The sequence below is a fragment of the Martinezella paranaensis genome (assembly GCF_014200235.1).
Classification (GTDB): Bacteria; Pseudomonadota; Alphaproteobacteria; order Rhizobiales; family Rhizobiaceae; genus Rhizobium; species Rhizobium paranaense.
Genome location: NZ_JACHBI010000005.1, coordinates 105,862 through 131,591 on the forward strand (window position 1 = coordinate 105,862; position 25,730 = coordinate 131,591).

21 protein-coding genes are annotated in these 25,730 nt (G+C 60.1%); 9 read left to right on the forward strand and 12 right to left on the reverse strand.

The genetic code is table 11. The features are described from left to right. The first annotated feature begins 2 nt into the window (after window positions 1-2). Both GGD50_RS14235 and GGD50_RS14240 read left to right on the forward strand, forming a co-directional pair. Window positions 3-1,118 carry an anhydro-N-acetylmuramic acid kinase gene (locus GGD50_RS14235; protein WP_183937962.1) on the forward strand — a complete coding sequence of 372 codons (1,116 nt, stop codon included), beginning with the start codon at window positions 3-5 and terminating at the stop codon, window positions 1,116-1,118. Between the two features lie 106 nt (window positions 1,119-1,224). Further along, entirely contained in the window at window positions 1,225-1,830 is a 606-nt protein-coding gene (locus GGD50_RS14240) for a flavin reductase family protein (RefSeq protein ID WP_183937964.1), read from the forward strand. Window positions 1,831-1,888: 58 nt separating this feature from the next. Here GGD50_RS14240 and GGD50_RS14245 read toward each other — a convergent pair whose 3' ends face one another. Continuing rightward, window positions 1,889-3,190, reverse strand: a complete 1,302-nt coding sequence (locus GGD50_RS14245; protein WP_343069937.1) for an MFS transporter — start codon at window positions 3,188-3,190, stop codon at window positions 1,889-1,891. Between the two features lie 189 nt (window positions 3,191-3,379). Between GGD50_RS14245 and GGD50_RS14250 the strand changes: the two genes are divergently transcribed. The 3 genes from GGD50_RS14250 (at window position 3,380) to GGD50_RS14260 (ending at window position 7,766) form a co-directional block, all read left to right on the forward strand. Next, window positions 3,380-4,273: a LysR family transcriptional regulator gene (locus GGD50_RS14250; protein ID WP_183937968.1), complete on the forward strand. Its 894-nt coding sequence runs from the start codon at window positions 3,380-3,382 to the stop codon at window positions 4,271-4,273. Window positions 4,274-4,395: 122 nt separating this feature from the next. Next, window positions 4,396-5,349: a lytic transglycosylase domain-containing protein gene (locus tag GGD50_RS14255; protein ID WP_183937970.1), complete on the forward strand. Its 954-nt coding sequence runs from the start codon at window positions 4,396-4,398 to the stop codon at window positions 5,347-5,349. Between the two features lie 146 nt (window positions 5,350-5,495). After that, complete coding sequence (locus tag GGD50_RS14260) at window positions 5,496-7,766, forward strand: FdhF/YdeP family oxidoreductase (RefSeq protein ID WP_183937972.1); 2,271 nt, start codon at window positions 5,496-5,498, stop codon at window positions 7,764-7,766. A gap of 11 nt (window positions 7,767-7,777) precedes the next feature. On the opposite strand, the gene guaD is transcribed toward GGD50_RS14260, so the two are convergent. Next, the gene (gene guaD, locus GGD50_RS14265) at window positions 7,778-9,136 is read right to left on the reverse strand and encodes a guanine deaminase (protein WP_183937974.1); all 1,359 of its coding nucleotides are present in this window, start codon (window positions 9,134-9,136) and stop codon (window positions 7,778-7,780) included. A gap of 335 nt (window positions 9,137-9,471) precedes the next feature. On the opposite strand from guaD, the gene GGD50_RS14270 reads away from it, so the two are divergent. Together GGD50_RS14270 and GGD50_RS14275 are read left to right on the forward strand one after the other, a co-directional pair. Further along, window positions 9,472-9,720, forward strand: a complete 249-nt coding sequence (locus tag GGD50_RS14270; RefSeq protein ID WP_183937976.1) for a plasmid stabilization protein — start codon at window positions 9,472-9,474, stop codon at window positions 9,718-9,720. Beyond that, window positions 9,717-10,130, forward strand: coding sequence for a PIN domain-containing protein (locus GGD50_RS14275; protein WP_183937978.1), 414 nt, complete (start codon window positions 9,717-9,719; stop codon window positions 10,128-10,130). The genes GGD50_RS14270 and GGD50_RS14275 overlap by 4 nt, the downstream gene beginning before the upstream one ends. Window positions 10,131-10,144: 14 nt before the next feature. Here GGD50_RS14275 and GGD50_RS14280 read toward each other — a convergent pair whose 3' ends face one another. The 9 genes from GGD50_RS14280 to GGD50_RS14320 all read right to left on the reverse strand — a co-directional run bounded on the left by GGD50_RS14280 (window position 10,145) and on the right by GGD50_RS14320 (window position 21,036). After that, complete coding sequence (locus GGD50_RS14280; RefSeq protein WP_183937980.1) at window positions 10,145-11,761, reverse strand: GMC family oxidoreductase N-terminal domain-containing protein; 1,617 nt, start codon at window positions 11,759-11,761, stop codon at window positions 10,145-10,147. Window positions 11,762-11,804: 43 nt separating this feature from the next. Then, window positions 11,805-12,737 carry a dihydrodipicolinate synthase family protein gene (locus GGD50_RS14285; protein WP_183937982.1) on the reverse strand — a complete coding sequence of 311 codons (933 nt, stop codon included), beginning with the start codon at window positions 12,735-12,737 and terminating at the stop codon, window positions 11,805-11,807. A 114-nt stretch (window positions 12,738-12,851) separates the two neighbouring features. Continuing rightward, window positions 12,852-13,925: an ABC transporter ATP-binding protein gene (locus tag GGD50_RS14290; protein ID WP_183937984.1), complete on the reverse strand. Its 1,074-nt coding sequence runs from the start codon at window positions 13,923-13,925 to the stop codon at window positions 12,852-12,854. Between the two features lies 1 nt (window position 13,926). Beyond that, entirely contained in the window at window positions 13,927-15,858 is a 1,932-nt protein-coding gene (locus GGD50_RS14295; protein WP_183937986.1) for a glycoside hydrolase family 127 protein, read from the reverse strand. A 25-nt stretch (window positions 15,859-15,883) separates the two neighbouring features. Continuing rightward, entirely contained in the window at window positions 15,884-16,777 is an 894-nt protein-coding gene (locus GGD50_RS14300; protein ID WP_246451196.1) for a carbohydrate ABC transporter permease, read from the reverse strand. After that, complete coding sequence (locus GGD50_RS14305; protein WP_183937988.1) at window positions 16,774-17,691, reverse strand: carbohydrate ABC transporter permease; 918 nt, start codon at window positions 17,689-17,691, stop codon at window positions 16,774-16,776. Before GGD50_RS14305 ends, GGD50_RS14300 begins: the two co-directional genes overlap by 4 nt. Window positions 17,692-17,756: 65 nt before the next feature. Next, a complete protein-coding gene (locus GGD50_RS14310) occupies window positions 17,757-18,998 on the reverse strand; it encodes an ABC transporter substrate-binding protein (protein WP_183937990.1) in 1,242 nt (413 codons plus the stop codon). 44 nt (window positions 18,999-19,042) lie between these two features. Further along, entirely contained in the window at window positions 19,043-20,062 is a 1,020-nt protein-coding gene (locus tag GGD50_RS14315) for a LacI family DNA-binding transcriptional regulator (RefSeq protein ID WP_183938294.1), read from the reverse strand. Window positions 20,063-20,205: 143 nt separating this feature from the next. After that, window positions 20,206-21,036, reverse strand: coding sequence for an AraC family transcriptional regulator (locus tag GGD50_RS14320; RefSeq protein WP_183937992.1), 831 nt, complete (start codon window positions 21,034-21,036; stop codon window positions 20,206-20,208). Window positions 21,037-21,155: 119 nt separating this feature from the next. Between GGD50_RS14320 and GGD50_RS14325 the strand changes: the two genes are divergently transcribed. Further along, window positions 21,156-22,352, forward strand: a complete 1,197-nt coding sequence (locus GGD50_RS14325; protein WP_183937994.1) for an MFS transporter — start codon at window positions 21,156-21,158, stop codon at window positions 22,350-22,352. A gap of 119 nt (window positions 22,353-22,471) precedes the next feature. Here the strand turns inward: GGD50_RS14325 and GGD50_RS14330 are convergent, their stop codons facing one another. Then, window positions 22,472-22,690: a hypothetical protein gene (locus GGD50_RS14330; RefSeq protein ID WP_183937996.1), complete on the reverse strand. Its 219-nt coding sequence runs from the start codon at window positions 22,688-22,690 to the stop codon at window positions 22,472-22,474. A 3-nt stretch (window positions 22,691-22,693) separates the two neighbouring features. On the opposite strand from GGD50_RS14330, the gene GGD50_RS14335 reads away from it, so the two are divergent. Then, window positions 22,694-25,720 (forward strand): alpha-mannosidase, encoded by a 3,027-nt coding sequence (locus GGD50_RS14335; protein WP_183937998.1) that lies wholly within the window; start codon window positions 22,694-22,696, stop codon window positions 25,718-25,720. The last annotated feature ends 10 nt before the right edge of the window (window positions 25,721-25,730 follow it).

Genomic DNA, 25,730 nt, shown 5'->3' on the forward strand with positions numbered 1-25,730 from the left:
TCATGGAACCAATCTGGGCCGTCGGTCTGATGACCGGAACCGTTCTCGACGGCAATATCGATGTCGCTCTGCTCAAGACGGATGGTGAACGGATCGAGGAGTTCGGTCCCTATGTGCTGGCGCCCTATCCGGATTGGATCAGGACATTGCTGGAAGAGACGTTGGCGCAGGCCCGGGTCTGGAATTTCAACGGGCCGGAGCCGGAAATCTTTAAGCAAACCGAGGAAGCCTTGACACGGGCGCAGTCGTCCGCTGTCCGGGAACTCGTCGAAGGCTACGGGCTGACCATGGCCGATATCGGCGTCGTCGGTTTCCACGGCCAGACCGTATTGCATCGCGCACCGCAAAAGGAACGCCAAGGCGATACGCGCCAGCTCGGTGATGGCGAGCTGATGCGTTCCATCCTTGGTACTAGGGTCGCCTACGATTTCCGTTCCGCCGACGTGCGCGCCGGCGGTCAAGGCGCGCCCCTTGCGGCCGCCTATCATACCGCCCTGTTGCGGCGGGCCGGCGCCGGAGACGATACTGCCATCCTCAATCTCGGCGGCGTCGCCAACATTACCTGGTCGGACGGGGAGGGCAATTTCGTTGCCTTCGACACCGGGCCGGCCAACGCGCCGCTCAATGATTTCGTTAGATCTCATGGAGCCGGCGAGATGGACAGGGACGGCGCGCTCGGTCGGGCTGGCACGGTGGATGAAGGGCGGCTTGCGAAGCTGCTGGAACACCCCTATCTCAGCGCCCCCTATCCGAAATCACTGGATCGCTTCGACTTTGGTGCCTCCATGGCCGATGGGCTAGGCCTTAAGGACGGCGCAGCGACGCTGTCCGCCTTTACCGCAGCCGCCGTCGGCAAGGCCTTGGATCTGCTGCCACGCCGCCCGAAGAAGCTGGTGGTCAGCGGCGGCGGCCGCCGCAATCCGACGATCATGTCGATGCTCAGAACCCGTGCTGGCGTCGAGCCGATTTCAGCGGAAACACTCGGTTGGCGCGGTGACGCCGTCGAGGCCGAATGCTTCGCTTTTCTAGCCGTCCGCGTCTTGCGCGGACTGCCGATCAGCTTCCCCGGCACGACGGGCGTACCGACGCCGATGCGCGGTGGCCGCCTTGCGGAATAGGCGGGCTTGAGCATCCCGCATTCCACCACACTTCGATCATAACCGAAGCATCCTCGCTGAAATTCGTCTATTGATGATCTGAACCTATCCGGCTCAGGAGGATGAAATGAGAAACGTTGAGCCAAAGATCCTGTATTTCGGGACGCCGGTCGCATTGATCAGTAGCTTGAATGAGGATGGTTCGACAAATTTGTCGCCGATCTCATCATTTTGGGCGCTTGGTTGGACGATGGCGCTGGGTCTGCTGAATGATGCCAAGCTCGCGGAGAATCTCGCACGGCACCCGGAATGCGTCGTAAACCTTCCTTCTCCCTCCATGTGGCAGATGGTCGAGAAGCTTGCGCCGCTGACAGGCAAAGACCCTGTCCCCGAACTGAAATCCAAACAATTCAAGACAGAGAAAGACAAATTTGCAGCAGCCGGATTTTCCAGGCTCGACAGTGAGTTGGTTCGCCCGGTGTGCGCTGCAGAATGCCCGATCCAAATGGAAGCCCGTGTCTTGTCACGTCATGAAATGGGCGGAACGAAACTGGCTGAACTTGGCGGCGGCCTCGTGGCTGTCGTCGAGATTTTGCGCGTGCATGCCAGCGAAGAATTCTTGAAAGACGAGAGTGACCATATCGACCCGAAGAAGTGGTCTCCCTTGGTCTATAATTTTCGTCACTATTACGACCTGTCCGACACTGAACTCGGGAAAACATTCCGCGCGTGACATGCCGTTTGACGGCCTCAGGTGCCGTTTTGGGCACCGGAGGCTGTATCAAAGACCTCTATCCGACGGTCTCATAGCGCGCCCGGTTGAGGCTGACGCAGCTCGCGACTGCTGCGCAGATACCCGCCAAAACAAGCGCAAAGCCAGGCGCGCTTGCCTGCGGCACGATTTCGAAAATGATCGACATACAAATGGCACCGAAGGTTTGGCCGAGAAGGCGTGCCGTGCCTTGCATGGCTCCCGCCGCGCCGCTGCGTGCTTTCGGTGCCGAGAGAAGGAGAATGCGGTTGTTCGGAGTCTGGAAAAGACCGAACCCGATACCGGCAATCACCGTCCCGACCAGGAATCCAATTCCTCTCGGATCGACCGGGCAGAGGCCGGCTATGAAAAGACCTGCGGCCAGGAGCGCGCCTCCGGAGGTGCACAGCCACGCCGTCTTGATGCGACCGGCCAGCCGTCCCGAAATCGGGGCCACGATAATCGTCGCAGCGGGCCAGGGCATCATATAGAGCCCGGTCAGAACCGGCGGCATATGCAAGGTGTGCTGAAGGTAGAACGGCAGCGCGACATAGCTGAGCATCTGACCGGTAAAGCACGCGATTGACGCGATGACGGCAACCCGAAAAGCAGGTTCGGCCAGGAGGTCCGTCGGGACAATCGGCGCAGCGCTCTTGCGCTCAAGGCGCAGCAGCGCGACGAGGGCCAAAATAGAGCCGCCAATCAGGATGGAGCCGCTGATCGGCGCAGTGGCTATCCGGTCTGCGCCTGAGAAGAACAGAATGAACATCAGCGTATTGGCCAGTAGTGCTGCGACATTCAACGGTCGCTTCACGCCTGGCAAAGGACCGAGAAGCCCGCCGGACAAGAGGACGATTGCGCCAAGCGGTATGTTGACGGCAAACAGCCAAGGCCAACTGGCCACGGAGAGGATTGCCCCGGCAACACCTGGGCCAGCGGCCGAAGAAATTGCGATGACCATCGCATTGATGCCGATGATGGTTCCTAACAGCCGCTGCGGCACCGCAAAGCGCAGGTTCATTATTCCCAGTGCCATGATCGCGCCTGCGCCCAGCCCTTGAGCAAATCGCGCTGCGATCAGAACGGGAAGATTTTCGGCGAAGGCACATGCCGCCGAAGCAGCCGTGAAAAGAGCGACACCCATCAGGAAGACACGTCGCGGCCCGTGAATTTCACCCAACGCGCCGCAGGGCAGGAGAGCGACGAGCACGGCAAGCTGGTAGCTGGACACGACCCAGACGGTGTCGCTGGCATCGGCACCAAGCGAGGCTGCGATCGATGGCAGCGCAACATTCGCAATGGCGCCGTCCAACACGACGAGAACGAGCGTCACAAGAAGCACGCCGACGGCCAGGTATCGCCGCGGATAGGGTAGGCCGTCATAAGTAGGGGCAGCGAGTGATGTTACGGACATTGGGCTCACCTTGTACGTTTGTTTGAGCCATGGATATCCTGGAGCCATAGTTTGCACCAGACGCAACGTAGGAAACTGACCGTTGCATTCAACGCCTTGCGTTGTTAAGCTCAACCCATGCCCGATATAGACTTGAACCTGCTGCCAGCTTTGGACGTTTTGCTTCGTGAACGGAGCGTATCGGCCGCCGCCCGAAAGCTCGGGCTAAGTACCTCCGCCATGAGCCGGACTTTGTCGAGGCTGCGGATTGCGTTGCGCGATCCCATTCTGGTTCCGGCGGGTCGGGCGATGGTCGCGACACCGCATGCGGAGGCGATCGCCGATCAAGTGCGTTCGCTGACCGCGGCCGTGCAGACCGTGCTAAGCCCGCCGCCGGCGATCGATATTCGCGAGTTGCAGCGCGATTTCACGATCCGTGCCAACGAGGCATTCGTGCTTTTGCATGCTGCGCGTCTAAGCGTCGCCGCCACGAATGCTGCGCCTGGCGTGCGGCTGCGTTTTGCACCCAAGCCAAACAAGGAAATTCAGCCGCTAAGAGATGCAACGCTTGACCTGGACATCGGGGTTATCTCGGGGGATGGCGCGGAGTTGCGTGGCCAGACACTGTTTGAAGACTCTTTTGTCGGCGTCGCGCGGGCAGGGCATCCTCTTTTGAAGGCGAAGCCTATAACGCCCGAGTTATACGCAGCGTGCGGACATGTCATTTCCTCCAGGCGAGGACATATCAAGGGGCCGGTTGACGAAGCCCTTGCCGAACTCGGTCTCTCGCGAAAAGTCAACCTCGTGGTGCCGAGCTATCCGGCAGTGATGGCCGTCGCGGCAGCATCCGATCTTATCGGATTGCTACCGCGTTCCTATTGCCAAGCGGGTGCCGCGAAGCAGATCGAGATGTTTGAGCTGCCCGTGGCCACACCCGGCTTCGTCATCGCGCAAACCTGGCATCCTCGCATGGATGCCGATCCTGCCCATCAATGGCTACGGGCATTGATCTTCGACGCATTCAGGTCATAGACCTTCAATCGAACGGAGGCTATCCGGAAGCCTCTTGCAGCTTCCCGGTTTTCCTCATCGCGCATCGATGCTATCAAGAGGGCAATCTAGCGATTTGACGGTTTCCAACGGGTTTCGCGGGGATGGCAGTCAACCAGAATCGGCCCGGCTTTGTCGGAAGGGCCATAGGTTTCTCTATTGCGTCCGGCTTGGTCGCGTCGGCCGTTTGTCCCGCGAAGGCCCAATCTGAATGGAGCGTTGCGCCGCCACCGGCCTGCATCTCAGGGCCTTTGATCACGGACACCGGCGAAACACTTTGCATCCGCAAGGAAAGCTACAATCACGACCTCTGCGACGCGATCGACTATTTTGCCCACGTCAATCATCTGCCGTCGGATTATCTGGCCAGGCTCATCTGGCGCGAAAGCACGTTCCGTCCCGATGCCGTCAGCCCGAAGGGCGCGCGAGGCATTGCGCAATTCATGCCGGGAACGGCAAGATTGCGCGGTGTTCAGGACAGCTACGACCTACTGGAGGCGCTGAGCAAGGCGGCGGCATATCTGGATGAATTGCGCAACCGTTTCGGCAATCTCGGCTTGGCGGCAGCGGCCTACAATGCCGGCGAAAACGGCCTCGCAAATTTTCTCAATTCCGGCAATTTGCCCAATGAGACGCGCAGCTACGTGATTGCGATTACGGCGCACACCGTCGAGCAATGGAAGGATGATCCGCCGGATACGGTCGCGCCGGAACTCGATAAGGGCAAGCCTTTCGCGCAGGCTTGCATGGCGCTTGCCGGCAGCCGCCGGCTAAAGCAGGTTGCTTTGGAGCAGGAGCGGCCCTGGGCGCCCTGGGGTGCTCAGCTCGCGGAGCACATCCAGCTCGACACCGTCCGGCGGCTTTTCTCCGAAGACGTCAGCAAGCTTCCAGCGCCGTTGAATGAAGAAAAGCCGCTCATCGTGCGCCAGCGCAACGCGGACTTCGGCTTTCGCATCCGATATGCCGCCCGCATCGGTCGGCAGACGCGTGATGAGGCGGATGCGGTTTGCGCTCAGGTCCACCAAAGGGGCGGCGTTTGTTTCGTCTTCAAGAATTGAGGTTTTTGCTTCGATCAGGCCTCAATGCTTGCGGGATGCAGTGCGCAACGATTCCGTCGCCCATTGCCGCTTAGTGAATGGAAAATATTCACCAATCGGCTAGCTTTACTCCGGGAATGTGAGGAGACGAACCAAAGGAGCGTGCTATGGCGCAGAAGCGTGAAGTTCCGGGAATCCGTACTTACAGCAATCCCGCCGGCGGCTGGGGCGCGTTGAGGGCGACCGCCAAGGCCGTGCGCGAGCAGATGGATGTCACCGAAGCGCCGCTGCTTCTTCTGCGCACCAACAAGCCCGATGGCTTCGATTGCCCCGGCTGCGCCTGGCCCGACAAGGAGCACACATCGACCTTTCAGTTCTGCGAAAACGGCGCAAAAGCCGTTACCTGGGAAGCCACCAGCAAACGCGTGACGCCCGAGTTCTTCGCCAAGCATACCGTGACCGAGCTGCTGCAATGGAGCGATTACGAGTTGGAGAACGAAGGCCGGCTCACGCATCCGCTGGAGTATGATCGCACAACCGATACTTATCGACCGATCGAATGGGATGCGGCCTTTGCCCGTATCGGCGAGGTCATGCGCAGCCTGCCGGATCCAAACATGGTAGAGTTTTACACCTCCGGCCGCGCCTCCAACGAAGCGGCTTTTCTGTTCCAGATTTTCGCGCGGGAATACGGCACCAACAATTTCCCCGATTGCTCCAACATGTGCCATGAGGCGACCAGTGTCGGCCTGCCGCAATCGATCGGCATCGGCAAGGGCACGGTATCGCTGGACGATTTCGACCGTTGCGAACTGATCATCTCTATGGGTCATAACCCCGGCACCAATCACCCGCGCATGATGGGCACGCTGCATGAATGCTCGCGGCGCGGCGTACCGATCATCGTTTTCAATCCGCTGAAGGAACGGGCGCTTGAGCGTTTTGCCGATCCGCAGAACGCGATCGAGATGAGCACTTTCGGCTCGACGCGGATTGCTTCCTCCTACTATCAGGTCAAGATCGGCGGCGATGCGGCTGCCCTTAAGGGTATCATGAAGGCGGTATTGGAGGCGGCCGAAACGTCGGAAGACGTGTTCGACCGTGCCTTCATCGCCGAACACACCAACGGCTTCGATATCTTCGCCGCCGATCTCAGGCAAACCGCATGGGCCGATATCGAAAGAGCATCCGGCCTGATGCGGGCGGACTTGGAACGGGTCGCCGCGGCCTATGTCAAATCGAATGCCACCATCGTCACCTACGGCATGGGCATTACCCAGCACTCCAAGGGCACCGCGAATGTGCAGCAGATCGCCAACCTGTTGCTGCTGCGCGGCAATTTCGGCAAGCCTGGCGCCGGCATCTGCCCGTTGCGCGGCCATTCCAACGTGCAGGGCAATCGTACGGTCGGGATCAGCGAGAGGCCGAATCCGGCGATGTTTGCCGGCATCGAGCGCGCTTTTGGCTTCAAATCGCCCGAACATCACGGCCACGATGCGGTCGCGGCAATGCAGGCGATGGCGGAAGGACAGGCGAGGGTGCTGATCTGCCTTGGCGGCAATTTTTCCATCGCGCTACCGGATCCGGAACTTTGCGCCGACGGCATGCGCAAACTCGAGCTCGCTGTCCACATGAATACCAAGCTCAACCGCTCGCAACTGCTGATCGGCAAGGAATCCATCATTCTGCCGGTGCTTGGGCGCACCGAGCAGGATATCCAGTCCTCCGGACCGCAATCGGTGACGATCGAAGATTCGATGTCGATGGTGCATGCCTCGCGCGGTAAGCTGAAGCCGGCATCGGAACATCTGCGTTCGGAACCGGCGATCGTTGCCGGCATGGCGCAGGCGACGTTGCCGGACAGCAAGGTCGCCTGGATGGAGCTTGTTGCCGATTATGACCGCATTCGCGACAAGATCGAAATCGTCTTTCCCGATTTCGAGGGTTACAACCAGCGCATTCGCGTGCCGGGCGGTTTCCGTCTGCCTTTGGGGCCGACCGAACGCGTCTGGAAGACGCCGTCGGCAAAGGCGGAGTTCCTGCTGTTCCGGGGTCTCAACGAGGATATCGCGGTGGCCGAGGCCGGCATCCTCAAACTCGCGACGATCCGCAGCCACGACCAATACAACACGACGATCTATGGCCTCGACGATCGCTACCGCGGCGTCTTCGGCCGCCGCGACGTCTTGTTCATGAATGATCGTGATCTGGCGGCGAAGGGGCTGGAGCATGGCGATCTCGTGGAAATCGAGACCGCGCTGCCTTCGGGCGGCAAGCGGCTGCTGAAGCTGACGGCGATCTCCTACGACATCGCGCCGGGCTCCGTCGCCGCCTATTATCCGGAGGCAAACTGCCTGATCCCGATCGACTATCAGGACAAGGAAAGCGGCACGCCGTCTTACAAGTCGGTTCCGGTGCGTATCAGCAAAGCCGCGTAGCGTTGCTGCTTCTAAACCTTGCGGCCGCTAACCCAAGTGGCCGCGATGTTTGGCCGCGACGCGGTGTAGATGATTTTCTGCAGGATGTGCTCGCCCTTGTCGCGGTCTTCGAATAGCCGCACCGTGCCTTTCTCGGCATCGGCGTGGATGAGCACGGCGTCGAACTGATAGCCGGGCGTGAATTGCCCGACGGGGAGATCGAGCGCGATGCCGCCGCCTGCCGTCGCGATATGGAAGGCATCGCGAAAATCGATCTGAGCCGGGCCAAACGTCGAGCGGGCTGATGGCGGCAAGTTCGGGTCGACGCCGCTTTGCAGCATCCGCGATGCCAGGATCGCGCCACGGGCATTCTCGAACATCGAAGCACTCGGGCCACCGGAAATGTCCGTGCCGAGACCGACATGCAGCCCCTTTTCGAGCGCGGCGCGCAATGGAAAGACGGCATTGGCGAAATAGGCATTCGAAAGCGGGCAATGAGCGACGGCGGCTTCCCGCGCACGAACTGTTTCCATATCCTTCGCCGTCAGGAAATTCGCATGCGCCAGGACCGTCTTGCGGCCAAGCAGGCCAAAGCGATCGAGGCTGTCCGTATCCGTCATGCCATGTCTTGCAAGAACATAGCCATGTGCCCAGTCGCTCTCCGAGCAATGGGTCTGCACATGGCAGCCGCATTCCCTGGCAATGGCGCCGAGGCCTTCGAGTGTCGCGTCCGTGCAGGAGGGGATAAAGCGCGGCGTGACAACCGGCAAAACGCGTCCTTCGCGATTGTCCGGATGGCCACGCACGTAGTCGATCAATGCCCGCGTGCCGTCGAGTGCCTCTTGCGCAGAGAGGTCGCGATAATAGTCTGGACACTCGTCGGCATTGTCCATCGCCACCTTGCCGATCAGGGCGCGCTGACCCTTTTCCAGGCAGATATCCACCAGTGCCCGCGTCGCCTCCTGATGGATGGTGGCAAAATAGAGCGCGGTCGTCGTGCCGTTGGTCAGCAGGTCATCGACCAGCAGCCCATAGATATGACGCGCAAAGGCGGCGTCCTGATAGCGTGCCTCCAGCGGGAAAGTGTATTTCTGCAGCCAGACTTCCAAAGGGACATCAAGCGCATCGCCGAGCTGCGGATATTGCGGTGCGTGCACATGCAGATCGACAAAGCCGGGCAAGATGTAAAAGCCGGCCGGCAGGGTCACGAGTTCGCCGGACGCATCGCGCGCGTCGCGAATGCTCCGGTAATTCGGATCACCGTGACGATGAACGGCGGTAATCGCACCATCGGCATCAATTTCGATCAGCGCATCGTCCAGAACGTCGATGATGCCGCGCTCCGGCGAATGAAATCCCGACGCGCTGAGCGTCTTGTTGCGCAAATTCATCTGTGTGCTCTTTTCAGGCGGCCATAACCGTCATGCCGTGGGTGATGCCCATCTCCTTCAGCCAGCAATTGAAGTGGCATCGGCAGCAGGACTAGTCTCTGATTCTCGAAAATGATGCGGTCTTGCTGGAAGATCAACTGTTGGAAATGCATAGGTTCTTTTGTCATCGAGCATGGCAATGGACAGCGTTACGAAAGAACGCTGAATTTCGCTATTTCGAGTGCCGGAGAGGCAATGCAAATTTTCCCGAATATCTCATTTTTGCCAGCTAGCCATCATCTGCCATCTTGATGGCTTAGCGATGGAGGCTTATCTTTCATGCATAGGAGAACCAAATGGCTGAACCACAACTGTCCGTCCGCAGTGCTAAGGCGCGTGATCTCGCTTATCGACTTGCCCGACGCGAGAACCGAACCATTGCCGATATCGTTGAACGCGCGCTAGAATCCTATGAAATTCGCGAGGCCGGCCGCGAGCCTGCAGCGTCCTTCTATGCTCGGATGTCCATGAGCGAGGACGAGGATATTGATCTGGAGGCCGTCATACGAGAGAGGCGCCAAGTCAATCACGGAGTTGATCTGTGATATTTCTTGATACCAACGTCATATCTGAAACCCTCCGCAAGCAGCCCGAGCCAGCCGTCATTGCCTGGTTAGGCCGGCATGATGCAGAGATTGCACTGCCTACTATCACGATTGCCGAGATTGCTTTCGGTATCCATAAAATTATGCCGGACCAACGAGCAGTACGTTTGGAGCAACGATTATCTGAATGGCGGCGTCGATTTGCCGATCGGATTTTCGGCTTCACCGAAGAGGCGGCTCTCGCCTATGGTGAGATTATGGGCCTTGCGGAGCGACAAGGGCGGCCAATGTCGGCTCCTGATGGCATGATTGCTGCTATTACCCGCATCAATGGCGGCCGTCTGGCGACGCGCAATTTATCGGACTTTCGAATAACGGGCCTCGATCTCATATCGCCCTGGGAATTCTAGCGGCAAGGTAGGCTTTAGTAACTCTTCCCAATCATTTCCGCCGCCTTTGAGCCGATCGCCATTGCAGGCGCATTGGTATTTCCTGAGGGGATGAAGGGGATGATGGAGCAGTCGATGACCCGCAGGCCGTCGATGCCGCGCACGCGCAGCTTTCCGTCGACCACCGACATTGGATCATTGTCCGGCCCCATGCGCAGGCTGCCGGAAGGGTGGTAATTCGTCTTGACGGTCTGGCCGGCGAATTTGGCGAGGGCCTCATCGTCCTGCAGCGCCCGGCCTGGTAGAACCTCGTCCGCTATCTTCGATTTGAACGGTTCCGTCTCCAGCAGTTGCCGCGCGACCTTCAATGAGGCGAGCGTCAGGCGCAGGTCGTCTGGATCGCCAAAGAAGTTGCAGTCGACCAACGGTTGATCAGCAGGGTTGGCCGAGCGGAGCTTGACGCTGCCCCGTGCTTTCGGGCGTAGGAGACAGGAAGTGAAGGTGACGCCATAGGTTGGCTTGGTGGAGGAGACGTCACGGTCGAGATAGACGATCGGGGCGCAATAGAGCTGGATCGATGGGCGTTCGCTGCCATCCGGATCGTAGAACAGGCAGGATTCGATGCCGGTCGTGGTGACCGGACCCGAGTTGAAGAGCAGATATTGCAGCCCGTTGCGGAGCATCGGCCAACCCTTGTCCTCGCCGAAATAGCCGGATTTGGCTTTGGTCGTGGCGATGACCGGGACTTCATGATGGTCCTGCAGATTGGCACCGACGCCGGGAAGATCGAGAGTAACGGCAATATCATGTTCGCGCAGATGATCGGCCGGGCCGATGCCGGATAGCATCATCAGTTTGGCGCTGTTGTAGGTGCCCGCGGCGACAAGGATTTCGCGTTCGGCACGGACCGTGTGGCTTTCTCCATTGCGCGTGTAGGTGACACCGGTCGCGCGGCCGTTTTCGATGATGATGCGGTCGACGCGGGCATCGGTGATGATCTCCAGCCGTTTGTCGCCGGCAAGCGGATCGAGGAACGCCTTCTTGGCATCGGAGCGTTCCGTCTTGCCGTTCCACTGGCCGAAAGTGTGCTGCATGATGCCGACGCCGTTTTGCCTGACGCCGTTGAAGTCGGGATTATAGGGATGGCCGAGCCCCTGTGCAGCTAAAAGGAAATCCTCTGTCGTCCCGGAAATATGCCCCGGCTCGGAGATGCGCAGGTTGCCGGATATGCCGTGATATCGGTTGTTGAAGCGCGTATTGGCTTCGATCCCTTTGAAGTGCGGCAGCATGTTGGCATAGGACCATTCTATCCCATGGCCGAGATGGGTGGCCCAGCCGTCATAATCCTCTTTCTGGCCGCGCATATAGACCATGGCATTGACGGCGCTGCCGCCGCCGAGTGCCTTTGCGACCGGAACGATCGGCCCGCGGCCGCCGAGTTGCGGCTGCGGAACGGTATGATGCATTTCAAGAAAATCGTCGCGGGCGAGGTATTTCATGTAGCCGGCGGGAAAGGCCATCAGCTTCGCGGTCTTGCGCGGCCCGCGCTCGATGACCAGCACGGAAAAGCCGAAATCCCGCACCAGCCGCATGGCGGCGACGCAAGCTGCCGAGCCACCGCCGGCAATGATGAAATCATAGGTCTTCGCCACCAAAGCCCCCCTGGCCGATATTCATTATCTTAAATTGATCGGATCATGCGCCAATCTCCTGAAGCCGCAGCGCCTGCCGAGCCAGCAGACGCTCCACGTCCTTCACATCGAGCGGTGAAAGCTTGGCGCCGGGCTTGCGCAGGGCGGCGGATTTGATGACGCCGCGTTTGGCGAGAACATATTTGCGGGCGGCAAGGCCAATGCCCTGTTGCTGTTCGTAGCGCGCCAGCGGCAGATAGGCGTCAAAGATGTCATGCGCCCGGTCGACATTTCCGGTCGTATAGGCTCGCACGACACCCACCATCATTTCCGGATAGCAGAAGCCGGTCATCGCGCCATCGGCGCCGCGGCCCATTTCTTCGGGAAGGAAAAGCCCACCATTGCCGCAGAGAATGGAGATACGCCGCGTTTCGCCCTTGTCGCCGGAGGCTCGCAACGCGGTAATCTTCGACAGGCCCGGCCAATCCTCATGCTTGAGCATGACGCAGTTCGGCACTTCCTTGATGATCCGTTCGATGACCTTGGGCGCGATGGTGACGTTGGTCGTCAAAGGATAGTCCTGCAGCACGAAGGGCGTATCGCCCAGCGCTTCGCCGACCGATTGATAGAAGGCAAAGGCCTGATCGTCGGTCCGGATTGTCCAGGGCGGCGCGACCATCACGCCCGCAGCACCCTGGTCCATAACAGCTTCGGCCAGTTCCTGCATCGGTGCAAGTCCAGGCGCCGAAACGCCAACGACAACAGGCAGGCGGCCATCGAGGCGCTGCAGCACGCGTTCGACGACGGCACGAGATTCCTCCGCCGTCAGCTTCGGCGCCTCGCCGAGTTGACCGAGAACCGTCAGCCCGGTCACCCCGACGCTCTCGTAGAAATCCACCATGCTGTCGATGCTGGCAAAATCGAGCGCGCCTTCGTCGGAGAAGGGTGTAACGGCGATCACATAGACGCCCTTGGCGTTCTCGGTCAGTCTTGCCATCCAGCCGCCTCCCAATTCATTCGCCGAACAGATGCTCCGGTGCTAGCCGCAAACATCGTCATAATTTTAGTTGTTCGTCAAATGATTAGGTCGCGACCGCTTTGAGATGATGTTTCAACGGAGCCGGTTTCCCTGTCCGTCGAAATAGCGGCGTCTTTCCGGCGCGCAGCGCAGATAGAGCGTATCGCCGCGCTGAATATCCGGACCTTCGCGATATTCGGCAATCAAGCTCTGACCGTCCTCTGTCTGGCAATAGAGATAGCGTGTGCCGCCGAGATATTCGTCGAAATCGACGGTGACGCGGATGGCATCATTGCTATCGGAGACGACGATCAGATGTTCCGGGCGCATGCCCAGCATCAGCTTGTCGCCCGGCGTCATGCCGGCCTGCCCGATATCGGTTTTGATGGAGCCGCCGGGAGTTTTGGCGGAGCCATCGGCGGCCCATTCGGCTTCGATCATGTTCATGCGCGGCGAACCGATGAAGCCGGCGACGAAGATATTGGCCGGATCTTCATAGACCTCGCGGGGGCTGCCGGCCTGCTCGATCTTGCCGTCTCTCAGCACGACGATCTTGTCGGCAAGCGTCATCGCCTCGGTTTGGTCGTGCGTCACATAGATCATCGTGTTGCCAAGCTCACGGTGCAGCCTGGCGATTTCGATGCGCATGGAGACGCGCAGTTCCGCGTCGAGGTTGGACAGCGGCTCGTCGAAGAGAAAGACGTCCGGCTTTCGCACGATCGCCCGGCCGATGGCGACGCGCTGCCGCTGGCCGCCGGAAAGCTGGCCAGGACGGCGGTCTAGCAAATGGTCGATCTTGAGGATCGCCGAAGCGGCCTTGACGCGCGCTTCGATCTCGCCGGTATCGGTCCGGGCCATTTTCAGCCCGAAACCGAGATTTTCACGCACGCTCATATGCGGATAGAGTGCATAGGATTGGAAGACCATGGCGATGCCTCGCTCGGATGGGTCGAGATCGGTGACATCCCGGCCCTTGATGGCGATCTCGCCGTCGGTCACTTCCTCCAGTCCGGCGATCATCCGGAGCAGGGTCGACTTGCCGCAGCCGGACGGACCGACGAAGACGACGAATGCACCTTCCTGCACTTCAAGATCGATACCGTGAATGACCTCCAGTCCGCCATAATTCTTGCGGACGCCGGTCAATCTCATGCTGTTCTTGCCCATGTCAGGCTCCGTGTTGCGTCTGGCCGGCGCGGACCCAGACCAGCATCTCACCCGGCTCGCGATTATCCCACAGATGATAGGGAACGAAACGGGCGGTGGCGGAACGGCTCTTTGGCGGCGCCGTTCGATAGAGGTCCGATCCCCAATCTGCATCATCGCGGTTCACCGGAATATCGAGTGCGACTGCGCCCTCCAGTGCGGCGATTTCTGCCGTCTGCGCCGTTGCAGGGTTGCCGGCAAGCGAGATGCCGTTGAGGTCAAGGCCATTATCGGTGGTCTCGACGCAATAGACCAGCGGCCCGCGCATTAGCGCCGCGCGGCCTGCATCCTGCCGCACTTTGGGATTGGCGAACAGCGTGCGCGGGATCAGCGGAATATTGAGATCGACCTTATCGGCGCTCTGCCACTCCCGCTCGATGCGAGCATAGCCATCGACAGTGATCGAGGAAAGATCGACGGAGGCGCCGTTGATGGCAAGCGTCGCGCCTTCTGCCCATTCGGGGATGCGCAGCGACAGTGCGAAGCATGCGCCGCGGTCCGGATTGACTCCGAAATGGATCGCGCCGTCCCAAGGATAATTCGTTTCCTGAGACAGTTCGACTGTCACACCGCTTGCAAGCGGAACGCGGGCCTTGCTCTCGCCATAGAGATGGACGGCAATTTCGTTGTCGGCAGCCGCATACATGTAGGAACCGACCGAAGCGAGCAGGCGGGCGATATTCGGCGGGCAGCAGGGGCAATTGTGCCAGGTCCAGCGGTGGTGCTTGCCGGCGCTTTCCAGTGGGTTCTCGTAGAAGAAGGTCTTTCCGTCGAGCGACAGCCCGGCCATCGCACCATTATAAAGCGCTTGTTCCATGATATCGGCATAGCGCCGGTTCGGCCCGCGGCCGAGCATGCGGTTCGCCCAGAAGACGAGGCCGACCGAGGCGCAGGTTTCGGCATAGGCGCTTTCGTTCGGCAGGTCGTAATAGTCGGTGAAGCCTTCGTTGGAAGCGGCCGGTCCGATGCCGCCGGTGACATACATCTGCTTGGTGGTCAGATCGTCCCACAAGGTCTCCAGCGCCGACGTCAGGCTGTCGTCATTATATTCGGTCGCGATATCGGCCATGCCGGAATAGAGATACATGGCGCGCACGGCATGGCCGACCACCTTCTTCTGCTCCCGAACCGGCTGGTGGGCCTGATTGTATTCATAGGTCTTCTGCACGAATTTTGCCGGATCGCGACCATCACGCAGCGCTTCGTCCGTGAAGAAATGCGGCTCCTGGCCACGCTCGTCGATGAAATATTTGGCAAGGTCGAGATATTTCTTCTCGCCGGTGACGCGACCGAGCTTCACCAGCGCCAGCTCGACCTCTTCATGGCCGCAATAGCCGCGCAATTGTCCCTCGCCATGGCCGAAAACGGTGATCATGTAATCGGCAAAGCGGCTCATGATGTCGAGCAGTTTGCGTTTTCCCGTCGCCTGGTAATAGGCGACCGCAGCTTCGATCAGGTGTCCGGCGCAGTAAAGCTCGTGATGGTCGCGTAGGTTGGTCCAGCGGCGGCCCGGCTGAACGCGCTGGAACCAGGCGTTCAAATAACCATCTTCCTGCTGCAGCTTCTCATACATGTCGATGATCGCATCGGCGCGGGCCTCAAGCTCCGGATTCGGGCGGCGATAGAGCGAGTAGGCGATGGTCTCGATCGACTTGCCGAGATCGCTGTCCCAAAACATCTGCGTCGAACCTGACCAGGTCTGCAGCGGAAGGATAATGCCGGGGCTCGGCTTGTCGACGTCGATTGCCCTGACCATGCCGGCCTCGACGCAGCGGTCGAGCAGGGTGGCGGCCGTGGAGTTGCAGATCGCGTCCTGCCGTGCGCCGAAGAGGCCGTGAAGTTCGACATTCGGAACGGGCAGGGGGCGGAATTGGCGATTTTGCTTGTCTGACATGGCTTTCATCCGTTTCGTTTGAGGTTCATTTCACCGCGCCGGCCATCAGACCGCGCATGTAATAGCGTTGCAGAAGCAGGAAGACGATGACGCAGGGTATGGTCATGACGGCGATGCCGGCCTGAACCGCGCCCCAATTGACCGCGCCGAGCCGCCCGGTCCGAACTGCGATCATCAGTACGGGCAGCGTGAATTTTTCATTGCTCGAAAGCAGCACCAGCGCTGCCAGGAATTCGTTCCAGGCATTGAGGAAGGCAAAGATCGCAACGGTCGCCACACCCGGCAGCACCAGCGGCAGCAGCACCCGGAACAACAGCTTCAGGTCGCGTGCGCCATCGATACGAGCGGCTTCCTCGATCTCCTTCGGCACCGCGTCGAAGGCATTGCGCATCATGAATACCGAGAAGGGTAGCTGCAGTGTGACATAGACAAGTGTCAACCCGATCAGCGAGTTGTTGAGGCCGAGCCTTGCCAGGATGATGAAGAGCGGCGTCAGGATCGACTGGAACGGGATCATCAGCGTTGCGATGATCAGGATGAAGAAGGCGCCCTTGAACGGGAACTGGTAGCGCGAAAAGCCGTAGCCGGCGAGCAGGCTAACCATGACCGTCAAGATGACCGTCGTCACGGAAACGAAGAGCGAGTTCAGCGTATGCTGCACGACCCCGGCGCCGAAACCGTCGAGGGCACGATAGGCATCGAAGCTGAAGCCCGATGTCGGCCAGGGCGGCAGAGGTGGAAGACTCGCCTCCGTACCATGCCGGAACGATGACAGCAGCGCGATCGCAAAGGGCGCGAAGAAGAAGATGACGATGATGACGCCGACACCATGATAGCTGACGGCACTCCACATTTTCCGCCTGGCGCGGCGCTCTTTTACGGTTCTGACGTTCGTGGTGCTCATGTTGGTGATGCTCATGGGCGATCCTCCCCGACGCGCAGCAGCCAGAGCTGGACGATGCTGATCAATACGAGAATGACGAGAAGGGCGATCGATAGTGCCGCGCCATAGCCGAGATTGAAGGACACGAAGGACTGGTTGAAGATGTAATAGACCACGGAGATCATCTGGTTCTGAGGTCCGCCGCTGGTCATGATGTAGAACTGGTCAAAGGCAAGCACGGAGCCCGTGATGGAGATGATCAGGGCAAGCGCAATCGTCCGGCGCATCAGCGGCAGGGTCAGGAAGCGGAAGCGCTGCCAGCGCCTGGCGCCATCGATGCGAGCGGCCTCCGTCAGCTCCGAAGGGATCGCCTGCAGGCCGGTAAGTAGGATGATCATGGTGAAGCCGGCGATCTTCCAGACCACCATCACGACGATCGTGGCAAAGGCGGTGTCGAAATCGGCAAGCAGGTTCGGCCTGCGGCCGATGAGGCCAAGTGCCTGAGCTGCCGGTACAAAAAAGCCGCTGTCGACATTGACGAGCCAGACCCAGAGAAGCGAGGCTGTCGCCAGCCCGACGACGACCGGCAGGAAGATGATGGTGCGGTAAAAACCGACGAGGCGCCGCTGCTTTTCGACGTAGAGCGCCAGGGGGAAGGCAACAGCGAAGATGACGATGGTGACGATCACCGTATAGTAGGCGGTGAAACGCAAGGCCGACATGAAGCGAACGTCCGACACCATCCTTGTATAATTGCCGAAACCGATCCAGCGCGGATTGCCGAGCAACGGCCAGTTATGCAGGCTCATCCAGCCGGTAAAGAGCACGGGCAGGACAAAGAAGACCAGGACCAGCGCCATGGCCGGCGCGATGTAGAGAAATCCGTGCCAACCGGCATGTCGCCGCCGCTTTCGACGACGCAGTGCTCCGATAGCTTCGGGACCAGCCATGGAATGCTCCTGATGTTTTGGTGGGGAGGACCGGGAGGCCAGGCCTCCCGGTCTGTGATGGTTTATTACTGCTGTGCGTTGTCGATGATCGACTGCATTTCCGACTGCGCATTGGAGAAGGCCGAGTCGACGTTGTCTCCAAAGATTGCGGCGTTGGTGAAGCCGGCCCATGGGCCGTTGGCGCTGTTGATCAGGTCGTTGAACTGCAGCGTATAGGGCGTCTTGGCGATGGAGATGGCTTTCAGGCCCACCTGCATGCGCGGATCGAGACCTTGAAGCACTTGGTCGGCGATATCGCCGCGCGTCGGCAGGCTGCCATATTTCGCCATGATCTTCTGGCCGTCCAGCGAATAGGTATATTCGAGGAACTTCTTCACGGCATCGAGCTTCTTCGTGCCCTTGGAGATGACGAAGTTGTCGCCGCCGGCAAAGGAGGACGTTTTGCCGTCGACACTTGGGATCAGCGTTACACCGAAATGGATATCGGGATATTGCGTGATCAGCGTGCCGATCGAGAAGGCGCCGATGCTCTGCTGGCCGATCTTGCCGTTGCTGATGCTCAGGAAATTGGCGCCAGTGTCACTGGCAGCACCTGCCGGCACCAGATCCTTCTTGACCATGTTGCGGTAGATATCGACTGCCTTGCGCATCTGCGGCGTGTCGAGCGTCGCCTTCTTGCCGTCGGCCGAAAGAATGTCGGCGCCTGCACCCCAGGTGAGCGGAGTGAAGGTGAAGATCATGCAGCCGCCGCAGCCGCCGCCGGAGAAATAGAAGCCGTAGGTATCCCCGCCGAGCGCGCGGATCTTCTCGGCATTGCTGGTGATCTCGTCCCAGGTCGTCGGTGCTTTATCCGGGTCGAGACCTGCTTTCTTATAGAGGTCCTTGTTCCAGGCGAAGACGGAGGTCTCGACGGAGAGCGGCAGGCCATAGATATGGTCCTGATAGGTGCCGAGCTTCACATGCGACGGCGAGAGCGAGTTGAAATAGGGCAGGCTTTTGGCCCAGTCGGTCAGATCTTCCAACTGGCCGGCAGCGGCGAAGGCTGGCGTGTAGATCAGGTCCATCGACAGGGCATCGGGGGCCTGTCCGCCGGCGATCGCGGTTGCGTATTTCTGCACGAGTTCCGAGAAGGGCACCTCGGTCATGGTGACCTTGTCGTCGTGGCTGGCGTTATAAGCCTCGACGACCTTCTTGAAGGAATCACCGATGCCGGAGCGCACCCACATCGTGATGTTTTCGGCGGCAGACGCGCCGGACATAAGGCATAAGGATATGAGGCCAGTCGCGGCCAGAAGTCGCTTCATCATGTTTCTCCTCCCATGGGGCATTTCCTTCTGCCCCTCTTCCTCAACTAATGCTCGGGGTTTCCCCCACACGACTGCCGCACGACCAATTCGCACGGCAATGTCCTGATTCCCGGTTCGACGGCGCGGCCTTCCGCCAGTGCCAGCACCGTCAGCCCGGCCTCTCGACCGAGAGCCTTGAGATTCATATCGACCGTCGTCAGCGGCGGCCGTGTTTGAGCGGCGACGATCTCCCAATTGTCGAAACCAACCACGGAGACCTCCTCCGGCACGCGTACGTCGCGCTCACGCAAGGCGTCGACAACCGCACGGGCGATCTGGTCGTTGCCGCAGAAAATTCCGTCCGGCTTCGGTCCGGGCGCATCCCAGATTTTCGCGACGGCCTCATGTCCCCAGGCCTCGGACCATGTGCCGTACATCACTGGCAGCGCGTCGCCGACCAAGTCGTGGTAAGCCCTGGTGCGCTCACGCACCGAAACGAAGCTATCCGGGCCGGTAACATGGGCGATCCGGCGGCGGCCGAGACCCAGCAGCCATTCGACGGCAAGCGTGGCACCCTGAAAATCGTCGGCGCAGAAGGTAACACTATCGGATGTCCCCTCCGTGAAGGCGTAGACGACGGGCACGGGCAGGTTGGACAAATCCACCGGCAGCCGGCGGTCGATCCTCTTTCCCGAAGCGATGATGCCATCGACGTTCTTGTCCAGCATGGCGTCCACATGAACCTTTCCGAGCGCAGGATCGTCTTCGATCGTGCAGAGAAATACCGAGACGCCGTGGTCGACGAGCGCCTCGGTAATCCCGGCCATCACAGGGAGAGTGAAACGGCCGTAGGTATCGTTGGTCAAAAGACCGATGGTGAAACTCCGATTGCTGAGCAGGCCCTTGGCCAAGGCATTCGGCCGGAACCCGATCTCGGTCGCGACACGCTTGACCCGTTCCCGCGTATCGCCGCCCATTCGCCCGGTATTGTTCAGCGCTTTCGATGCGGTCGAAATGCTGACACCGGCGGCAGCGGCAACATCGTGAATCGTTACCCGACCGTTTCTGATCCGCTGGTTTTCCAGATGTCATCTCCCAAACTTATTTGCGCTGAGAAAACCTTTTCTCAAAGCGAGAGTCAAGATGAGAAAAGCTTTTCTCAATTTTTTTGATCATGCCCGCGGATGGATGTCTTTCGCGGTAAGCGGGCCGGATGTCTGTGCGATTTTTACGGTCGGTCGAAAGACCAGCGGTTCACCATATAGGTGCGCGGCGAGGTTCCGAGCATGCGGCGGAACATGGTGGTGAAAGCGGCGACGCTCTCATAGCCGGCCTCCAAAGCAACGTTGGTTACCGGCTGTCCTTCCGCAAGCTGGGGCAGGCATGCGAAGACGCTCGCCTGCTGGCGCCAGGTGGTAAAGCTGATGCCGGTCTCCTTGCGAAATTGCCGGGTAAAGGTCCGGCGGCTTGTCGCCAGTTTCTCGGCCCAATCGTCCAGCCGGGCATTCGGCGTCGGGTTTGCCAGATAGTCGCGGCAGAGCGCCGCCAGCCGCCGGTCGGACGGAAAGGGGAGGCCGAGCGGGCGTTCCTCGAGCGTCGAAATTTCCTCGATGAGAAGGGAGAGGACGAGTTCGGCCTTGCGATTGCCGAGGGGCGCCTCCCGCAGCCGAATGGCCTCAAGCAGCAGGCTGCGCGCGAGATCCGTCACCTCGACGACACGGGGCGCTTCTTCCGGCGGGGTCGGATCGTTCGGCATGACGTAGACCGATTTTATGCTGACATCGCTCAGCATCTCGACGGAATGTTCCAGGCCAACGGGGATGAACAAGGCATGCCCGGGCGGCACCATCCAACGGCCGCGGGTGGTCAGGATCAGGACGACGCCGGCGAAAACGCAGAGCAATTGTGTGCGGCGATGACGATGCCAGGGAACAGTGTAGCCCTGCGGCGGCTCCGAGCTGTGGACGAGTACGCCGGCGTTCGATCCCTCCATCCAGAGCATATTTTGCTCATGGTCCTTATCGAGGGTTGCCAGCAGCTTTTGAGAGAGCTTTTCCATTTTGGCCCGATCGCGAAAGAACTGGACCAAAACACGAAAGAAGGTCACCTGCAAGCCGTGTACAAGGCTGATCAATGGCATGGCTGAAAAGAATCGGCCGGCGCAGGAAGGAATCCTCAATGGTTGCGGCATTTTCGGGCGCGCAAGCCCGATTTGAGAAGACGACAATTTCAATCGTCGTGGCGGTCAGCGTCTGCCACCTTCTGAACGACATCATGCAATCACTGCTGACGTCGCTCTACCCGATGTTCCGGGAAAACTACGCGCTCGATTTCGTTCAGATCGGTCTTCTGACGATGACGTTTCAGATTACGGCGTCGCTGTTGCAGCCGGTGGTCGGCATCGTCACCGACAAATGGCCCATGCCTTATTCCCTGCCGGTCGGCATGGTCAGCACGTTTTCAGGGCTGGTGCTGCTCGGTTATGCCAACAGCTTCGCGATGCTGATGGTCGCAGCAAGCCTCATCGGTTTCGGGTCCGCCGTGTTCCATCCGGAAGCCTCGCGCGTTGCGCGGCTGGCCTCCGGCGGGCGTCATGGCCTGGCGCAATCGCTCTTCCAGCTCGGCGGCAATGCCGGCTCTGCTATCGGGCCGCTGATCGCCGCCTTCTTCGTGCTCCAGCACGGCCAATCGAGCGTCGCTTGGCTTGCGGTTCTGGCGGTGATCGGTTTCATCGTCCTGAGCTGGGTCGGCACCTGGTATGTCAGCCATCGCCGACAGCATGCCGCGCGTCCGGCTCCGAGCCGCGCCTTGCCGATAGCCCGAAACAAGGCCGTGTGGGCGCTTGCGATCCTCATTCTGCTGACGGCAACGAAGAACGTCTATATGGCAAGCATATCGAGCTATTTCACCTTCTACGTCATCGATAAGTTCCATCTCGACGTTCGCGATGCGCAATTGATGCTGTTTCTTTTTCTCGGTTCGGTCGCGGTCGGAACGATCATGGGTGGTCCGGTCGGCGACCGTTTCGGTGCACGCTTCGTGATATGGTTCTCGATCCTCGGCGTTATTCCCTTCGCGCTGATGATGCCCTATGCGAACCTGTTCTGGACCTGCGTACTCACGGTGGTGATCGGACTGGTGTTTGCCTCGGCCTTCCCGGCGATCGTGGTCTTCGCACAGGAATTGATCCCCGGCCGCGTCGGGCTGATCGGCGGCATCTTCTTCGGCTTCGCCTTCGGGGCAGGGGGACTTGGTGCGGCGTTCCTCGGCGATTTTGCCGATACGCACGGCATTTCGTTCGTCTACACGGTCTGCTCGTATCTGCCTCTGCTCGGTCTGTTCACGATCTTCTTGCCTCGTATACCGAGGCGTTGAGCAATGGCGGCGGGGTTGTTTACAGCCCCGCCTGCCCGTCTCGCCGGCTGCGCGGAGAGACAAGCCCTAAAAATAGCTGCCTTTTTGAGGCTGGTCATCGGCCTCTTCTTCGCCGTAGTCTATGTCTGCTTCACGCAGGAGGAGGAGACCGTCGAGTGAGCGCCAGCATCAAAGTCCCGGCCGAGGAACCTTTCTCTGGCCGCCTTGCCTTCGTGCTTTTGCCGGTCGTGCTCGCCTGATCCCGTCAAACCGTCATCATCCTTCTTGCTTCGCAATGCCTCATTCTCGACGCCACGACCGCCATTCCGGTCCGGCCTGACATCAACCATGTAGGACATGCCATGCAGCTCACCATCGCCCAGCGCTTAGACCGCCTTAAGGTACGCACCGCAGAGCTCAGCCATTGGCGCGAGCGCGCTGTACTTGCGATCGACAACTGGACATTCGAAGGCGAGGATATCGCCATCGGTGAGGCTTGGCCGCATCGCAAAGGCGTGGTGCATTTTGCCTCGCAAGCGAAGGTGCCTGGCGATTGGCCGCTCGAAGAAACCCGCCTGCAGCTCGATCTTGGCGGTGAGAGCCTGATCACGCTCGCGTATGAAGGAGGCGAGAGCGAGAGCTTCGGCCTCGACCCCTTCCACCAGGAATTTCCGCTTAGGGATCGCAATCTCTCGATCGCCACGGACAGCGTTGCGCGCTTCCCGTTCGGCGAACCGAACCGCCAGCCGAAGCTAAACCGGGCGCGGCTCGCCTGGCTGGATATCCCCGTGCACCGGCTGCACCTTTTGTTGCGGCAGATAGTCGAGGCGATCGAAGCGCTTGATAGCCATGAGGTGGTGCCGCATCTCCTCGATGCCGCCGAGATGGCGCTGCGCAGTTTGGACTGGCCCTCCGCCACGGCTTCTTATGTCTCCCGTACGGCCAACGCCGAATGGCAGCAAAAGATCTGGGAATTGCCCGAGTTGGTCGAAAACCCGCCGGGCCTGTCCGAGGATGAGCGCGCGACTGTCGTTGCGGCCTATGATGGCCTGATTGTCCGGCTGAGGACCCTGCAGGAGCGCTATCCGCAAAATGGCGAATTGCTGTTGACCGGCCATGCCCACATCGATCTCGCCTGGCTGTGGCCCTATGACGAAACGCGCCGCAAGATGCGCCGGACCTTTCATACGGCGCTGTCCTTGATGAACCGCTCGCCTGATTTCCGCTTCAACCAGTCGACGGCGCATTATTATGCGCAGATGGAGGCTGACGATCCGCAACTGCTTGCGCGCATCAAGGAAAAGGTGGCCGATGGCTCCTGGGAAGTGATCGGCGGCATGTGGGTGGAGCCGGATACGAACATGCCGACGGGCGAAAGCCTGATGCGGCAGATCCTGTACGGCCAGCGCTATTTCGAAAAGACTTTCGGCGCCCGTCACACGGTCTGCTGGCTGCCGGATTGCTTCGGCTTTTCCGGCGCCTTGCCGCAATTGCTGCGTCAGGGGGGCATCGACAGCTTCTTCACCATCAAGGTCAATTGGAGCGAAACCAACCGCTTCCCCTATGATCTCTTCTGGTGGGAAGGTCTGGATGGCAGCCGGGTGCTGGCGCATACTTTCGACAATCCGATGCAGGGCTATAACGGCTTTGTTCAGCCGGATTGCCTCATGCCGACCTGGAAGAACTTCCGGGCGAAAACCTTGCGCGATACCTCGCTGCTTGCAGTCGGCTATGGTGATGGCGGCGGCGGCGTGACGCCGGAGATGGTCGAGCGGGAAGTGCAGCTACGCGATTTCCCTGCCATTCCGAAGGCCCGTTGGGGCAAGGTCGCCGATTTCTTTGCGAGCGCCCATCGAACCGCTAAGGAAAAGCGCTTTCCGACCTGGTCCGGCGAAATCTATCTCGAGCTGCATCGTGCAACGCTGACCAGCCAGAGCAGCGTCAAGCGACTGCACCGCAGGGCGGAGCGAGCGCTGATCACCGCCGAAACCCTGGCCTCGGTCGCCCATATGATCGGGGGACCCGCGCCGCAGAGCCTGGAAGCCGACTGGCGTGTCACCTTGAAGAACGAGTTTCACGATATCCTGCCGGGATCGAGTATCAACGAGGTCTATCAGGACGCCGAGCGCGAACTTTCCGGCGTCATCGATAACGCCAAGATCGCTCAAAAGGACGCTGTGGATGCCATCGTTTCGGCCCTGCCGAGGGGCGGCATTGCGGACGCCCTCGTTGTCGTCAATCCATCGCTGGATACCCGGCCGTTGCATGCGGTCCTCGCCGACGGCACGGTTCTTTCCACCAGCGATATAATCTCGCCGCTTGCCATCCATGTCTTCGACCGAGCCACATTGAAGCCGGTTAGTGGTTTGTGCGCCGAAGCGGGGCGGCTGGAGAATGAGCATCTCGCCGTCATCATCGGTGCGGATGGGGCGGTGCGGAGCCTTCTGCACAAGGCGACCGGCCGCGAGGCGCTGGCGGAACCCGCCAATCAGCTCTGGGTCTATCCGGTCGACAAGCCGCGCAATTGGGATGCTTGGGATATCGACGCCGATTATCCTGCAAAGGGTATCCGTCTCTCGCAGCCGGAAAGCATCGAGCTTGTCGAAAACGGTCCAGGTCGGGCCGCGATCAAGGTCGTGCATCGGTATCGCGACTCCCGCATCGTGCAGCACTACGTGCTGACGGCCAACGCGCGGCGGCTGGACATCGAGACCGAAATCGACTGGCATGATCGCCGCACCCTGCTGCGGTCATTGAGCCCGGTCGCGACGCGGGCACGCACCGCCACGTTCGAATGCGCTTATGGCGTCGTCAGCCGTCCGACGCACACCAATACGAGCTGGGATGCCGCGATGTTCGAGGCGGTCGCCCATCGCTTCATCGATCTCAGCGAGCCGGATTTCGGCGTTGCTTTGCTCAACGACGCGAAATACGGCCACAGCGCCCGCGGCAACGTGCTCGGCATCAGCCTCGTGCGTGGCCCCATCTATCCCGATCCGCTGGCGGATGAGGGAATGCAACGCTTCACCTACGCGTTGTTGCCGCACACCGGCGAATGGCATTCCGGTGGCGTGCGTGAGGAGGCCGATGACCTGAACCAGCCTTTGATCGTTGCGGCGGCCACCAATCTTGCGGAGGCGACGCTCACTCCGATCGCCGTAACAGGCACACCGGTCGCGCTTTCGGCCATCAAGCCGGCTGAGGATGGCGATGGTCTCGTGCTGCGCGTCTACGAACCGGCCGGCCGGCGCGGCGGACTTGCCGTCATGCCGACAAACGGCTGGGCGGTTAGCGAGGCTGTCAATCTGATGGAGGAACCAGCCCAACGCGATGCCGGTCCGGACATCCTGCCCTTCGAGGTCAGAAGCTGGAAGGTGAAACGGCCGTGACGGCTGCGCC